A 3173-nucleotide genomic window follows, 5' to 3' on the forward strand; every position below is an offset into this window, starting at 1 on the left:
GTCGTCACCGGCATCGGCAACGGAACCGCCAACTCCCTCACCCTCAACGTCAACGCGCCCACGGCCGGCACCTACGCCATGACCATGCGCTACGCCAACAACGAGATGCTGACCCCCTACTACGGCAACCCCGACATCATGGTCGAGCACGCCGACGTCAGCGTGAACGGCGGCTCCGCCAAGCGCGTCAACTTCGCCAACACCCTGCACTGGAACCAGTTCGCCACCCACACCGTCCCCGTGACGCTCGCCAAGGGTGCCAACACGGTCAAGTTCACCGCCTCGCAGCTCTACAACTACGACGGCACCACCATCGGCCTGGTCCACTCCGGCGGCGGAACCGACGTCGGAAAGCCCATGCGCTCCAGCTCCGCGCCCCACCTCGACGAAGTCTCCTTCGCCCCGCAGAACCTGCACATCGGTGCCTCGGCCGGCTTCTCCTCCACGGCCGTCGCCCAGCACAGCTCGCTCTGCCTCGAAGACCCCGCCAAGTCCACCGCCGACGGTACCCAGTACCAGCAGAACACCTGCGGTACCGGCCAGGAGCAGATCTTCGACTTCCACCCCGTCAGCGGCGCCACCGACACCTACACCGTCGTCAACCACTCCAGCGGCAAGTGCCTCGACATCTCCGCCTACTCCACCGCCAGCGGGGCCGCCGTCCAGCAGTGGACGTGCCACGGCGGCACCAACCAGCGGTTCAAGCTGAACGCGGTGACCGCGCTCGGCAACAGCCACGACTACCAGCTCGTCGCCGTGAACAGCGGCAAGTGCGTCGACGTCAGCAACATCTCCACGGCAGTCGGCGCCCTTGTCCACCAGTGGACATGCGACGCGGCAAGCACCCTGACCACCAAGAAGAACCAGATCTGGAGGCTCACCGGCAAGGACTGACCTGAGCCACACACCGTGAACGGCACATGATCGGGCATCGGCCCGCCGGCACAGTCCGGCGGGCCGCTGCCCTTCGCGTCGGCGCCGCACGGACGCCGGAACCGACGCCACCGTCGCCCGAACCGCGAGCGACAGCCCACCCACACGTCCGGCGCGGGGCCGGCGCATCAACAACCAGCCGTATCCCTGAAGGGACTCAAGCACATGCCAAGAATCGGGCAAAGGCGCTCGACCACAAGACGCCTTCTCCACGGCATCACCAAGGTCATGCTCCCGCTGACCGTCGTAGCCGGCGTCACCACCGTGACGGCAGCGCCGGCCTCCGCGGCCACCCCCACCCTCACCGTCGACCTGGGCACCACCACCGGAGCCTTCCGGGGCGGCGCCTCCGGGGCGCTGTACGGCCTGTACGGGCCGGACGTACCGACGAACAACCTCATCGAGGGGATGGGGTTGAAGACCACCAACACCAAGTACCAGGACGGACAGCAGCACCCCGGCTCGGACGCGCTGGAGATCGCGAAGCCCTTCGCGGACAGCGGCGGCGGGGACATCCTCATCTATATGACGGACGTGTACCGCGCCAACTACGAACGCACCAGCTACTCGGCCTACCAGGCGACCATGAAGACCCAGGTCGAGCAGGCGATGGCCAGCCCGTACAAGGACCAGATCGTCTTCGTCCCCTACAACGAGCCCGACCTGAACTGGTTCAGCGGCATGCGCACCAACTCGACAGCGCTGGCCAACTTCAACGCCGAGTGGCGCCAGACCTACAACTTCATCAAGGGCATCTGGCCCGCGGCGCGTCTGGCAGGGCCCAACACCGCCGGCTACACCTCCTCCTCACTCAGCGGCTTCCTCACCTACTGCAAGGCCAACAACTGCCTGCCCGACGTCGTGACCTGGCACACCCTGGGCAGCCCGGCGGAGGTCCGCAGCACGGTCGACTCCTACCGCGCGGTGGAGACCGCCGCGGGGATCACCTCCCCGATCACCGTCAACCTCAACGAGTACGCCCACCGCTACCACCTGACCGACCCCGGCCAGATGGTCCAGTGGATCGCGGCCCTCGAGGACAAGAAGGTCGACGGGAACCTGCCGTACTGGAACATCAACGGCAACCTCGGTGACTCCGCCGCCGACCAGAACACCCCCAACGCCCAGTGGTGGCTGTACAACTGGTACAGCTCCATGAGCGGCAACACCGTCAAGGTCACCGGCGCCGCCAGCAACGACGCCTACACCCTCCAGGGCGTGGCCAGCCTGGACACGGCCAAGAAGCAGGCCCGCGTCATCCTCGCCGGCGGCGGTACCAGCGGTGCCTCCGACACGGTCATCAAGAACATCCCCTCCTCGGTCTTCGGCAGCACCGTCCACGTCAGTGTGCTCCAGGACCGCTGGAGCGGTTACCTCGGCGCGGCGGCCACCCCGACCCGGCTCTCCGACGCCGACGTCGCCGTGGGCTCCGACGGCTCGATCACCCTTCCCATCACCCTCGACGCGATGTCCGCGTACGAGGTGATCGTCTCCCCGGGCGGCACCGGCAGCGCCACCGCCTCCGACAGCACCTGGTCGGCCTCGTACGAGGCCGAGAACGCCACGCTCAGCGGCAGCGGCTACAACATCAACACCGAGGGCACCACCGGCAGCATCGCCAAGTTCGCCACCTCCGGCACCAAGGACGTCGGCGGTCTGCGCACCGGCTCCACCACGGTGATCTCCTTCCCCGTCTCCGTTCCCACCACGGGCGACTACAACCTGTCGGTGTTCGGCAACAGCTACGCCAAGGACGCCGACGTCAAGGGCCCGACGAACGTGTACGCACGGGTCGACGGCGGCGCCTCACACAGGATCGACATACCGGTGGGCTTCCAGTGGGTGGTATGGGGGCACGACGACATCACCGTGCACCTCACCGCGGGCAGCCACACCATCACCCTGGCCACCACCGGTGACAACGGCGCGGCGACCGTCGGCGACGCGATCGTCGACAAGATCGACCTGCAGTACCTGGACGCCGACGTCCAGGGCACCACGCTCCACGAGGCCGAGCAGGCCGTCCTCTCCGACAGCGGCACCGCCACCTACACCTCCCAGGGCCAGTCCGGGGCCGGTGCGGTGAACCTGACCTCCGGCAAGTCCGCGACGTTCTGGGTCTACTCCGCGCGGGACGGATACGCGGACCTGACATCCCGCTTCCGCAACACCGGCCAGGCCGACCTCACCGTCAACGGCAAGACCGTCAACGACCAGACGCTCTCCGGCGCGACGACCGG

At 67.6% G+C, this 3173-nt stretch carries 1 protein-coding gene and 1 pseudogene; both read left to right on the plus strand.

What is annotated here, in order from left to right; all coding sequences use genetic code 11:
• The coding region (locus ADK57_RS11160) for an RICIN domain-containing protein (RefSeq protein ID WP_199830537.1) at positions 1-894 on the plus strand (894 nt) is incomplete at its 5' end.
• Between the two features lie 267 nt (positions 895-1161).
• Positions 1162-3173: pseudogene (locus ADK57_RS11165) on the plus strand (ricin-type beta-trefoil lectin domain protein); the annotation flags it as partial.

It is taken from the genome of Streptomyces sp. MMG1533, from assembly GCF_001279775.1.
Lineage (GTDB): Bacteria > Actinomycetota > Actinomycetes > Streptomycetales > Streptomycetaceae > Streptomyces.